Annotated in this window: 3 protein-coding genes; all 3 read right to left on the bottom strand. The window is 65.4% G+C overall.

Annotated elements, in window-relative coordinates; all coding sequences use genetic code 11:
• A partial coding sequence (locus A6M56_RS11520; RefSeq protein ID WP_286758134.1) for an ATP-binding cassette domain-containing protein occupies positions 1-251 on the bottom strand: 251 nt, incomplete at its 3' end.
• A gap of 40 nt (positions 252-291) precedes the next feature.
• Positions 292-1,065: an ABC transporter ATP-binding protein gene (locus A6M56_RS11515; protein WP_286758133.1), complete on the bottom strand. Its 774-nt coding sequence runs from the start codon at positions 1,063-1,065 to the stop codon at positions 292-294.
• Positions 1,062-1,798: branched-chain amino acid ABC transporter permease (locus A6M56_RS11510; RefSeq protein WP_286758132.1), on the bottom strand; the 737-nt coding region annotated here is incomplete at its 5' end. The genes A6M56_RS11510 and A6M56_RS11515, both read right to left, overlap by 4 nt.

Below are 1,798 nucleotides of genomic sequence, written 5' to 3'. Positions count from 1 at the left end.
CCCATGCGCAGATTTTCCCGGACGGTCAGGCGGGGAAAGACGCCCCGCCCTTCCGGCACCAGCGCAATACCCTGCCGGATGACGTGATGGGGCGCGATCCGGCTGATCTTCTCGCCGCAAAAATGCACATCGCCGCCGACGGCATCGAGCACGCGGGCGATGGCCTTCAGCGTGCTGGTCTTGCCGGCGCCGTTGGCACCGATCAGCGCCACCGTCTCGCCCTTGTTGACGTGGAAGGTGATGCTGCGCACCGCCTGAATGCCGCCATAGGCGACGTGGAGTCCGGTTACTTCAAGCACCTAGGTAAGCCTCAATGACGCGTTGATCTTTCTGCACCACGGCAGGTACGTCCTCGATGAGCAGGGCGCCATAATCGAGGACGGCCACCCGGTCGCACAAGCCCATGACCAGCTTGACGTCGTGCTCGATGAGCAGGATCGTGGTTCCGTCGTCCCGGATACCCTCGATCAGTTCGCGCAACTCCGCCGTTTCGGTCGCGTTCATGCCGGCCGCCGGCTCGTCCAGGCAGAGCAGCGCGGGCTCGGTGGCCAGGGCGCGGGCGATCTCCAGCCGGCGCTGATCACCGTAGGAAAGGTTTTTGGCCAGGTCGTCAGCCCGATCCTCGATGCGGACGTAATGCAACAGATCCATCGCGCGCTGGCGGATGGCTGCCTCTTCGGCCCGGGTCGCCGCCGTGTTGAGCATGGCCCCCAGCACGCCGGCCCGGGTCCGCACATGACGGCCAACCATGACGTTCTCCAGCGCTGTCATGTTGCCGAACAGGCGGATGTTCTGGAAGGTGCGGGCGATGCCGCGCGCGGCCGCCTGGTGCGGCGCATCGGCGAGCAGCGGCGTGCCGTCGAAGAGAAAGCCGCCGCCATCCGGCACGTACAGCCCCGTCATGCAGTTGAAGAAGGTCGTCTTGCCGGCACCGTTCGGTCCGATCAGGCCGTAGATTTCGCCGCGCCGGATGGTCAGCGACACATCGCGCAAGGCCTTGACGCCGCCAAAGTGCTTGGCGACCGCCTGCGCCTCAAGCAGGGGAAGCGGCGCAGTCCCGCTCATTTGGCGACCTCCATGCGTTTCTCGCCCAGTTCCCGCTTGCGCTCGGGCGACGGCCACAGGCCGGCCGGCTTGAAGCGCATGACCAGCACCAGCGCCAGCCCAAAGACCAACATGCGCAGGCTCTCCGGATCGACCAGCTGCTTGCCGAAAAGGGCCATCTGGGCCGGCCCGACGCCGTAGCGCAGGGCTTCCGGCAGGATGCTGAGCAGCACGGCGCCGAGGATGACCCCCGGGATATGCCCCATGCCCCCCAGCACGACCATCGCCAGGATCATGATCGACTCCATCAGCGAGAAGCTCTCCGGCGACACGAAGCCCTGCATGGCGGCGAACACACCGCCGGCGATGCCGCCAAAGCTCGCCCCCATCGCGAAAGCGAGCAGCTTGATGTTACGGGTGTTGATGCCGACCGCCTTGGCGGCAACCTCGTCCTCGCGGATGGCCTGCCAGGCCCGGCCGATGCGCGAATGCTGCAGGCGCAGGTTGATGACGATGACGACAATCGCCAGCGCCACCAGCAGGTAGTAATACTTCATCGGGCCGGTCAGCGTGTAGCCGAACACCTCCGTCGTACCCGAAAACCTGAAGCTACCGAAGGCAACCGGGTCGATCAGCGTGATCCCCTGCGGGCCGTTGGTGATATTGACCGGCGCATTCAGGTTGTTCATGAAAATGCGCACGATTTCGCCGAAACCGAGGGTCACGATGGCCAGGTAATCGCCGCGCAGCTTGA

The organism is Ralstonia sp. RL, from assembly GCF_001683835.1.
Lineage (GTDB): Bacteria > Pseudomonadota > Gammaproteobacteria > Burkholderiales > Burkholderiaceae > Ralstonia > Ralstonia mannitolilytica.
The sequence above is the reverse complement of the archived record's forward strand: the minus strand, read 5'-3'. Positions and strand labels throughout refer to the sequence as shown.

Bases quoted from the DNA above. Each gene is read 5' to 3' on its own strand.
- A6M56_RS11515 (WP_286758133.1), bottom strand. From the start codon at position 1,065: ATGAGCGGGACTGCGCCGCTTCCCCTGCTTGAGGCGCAGGCGGTCGCC.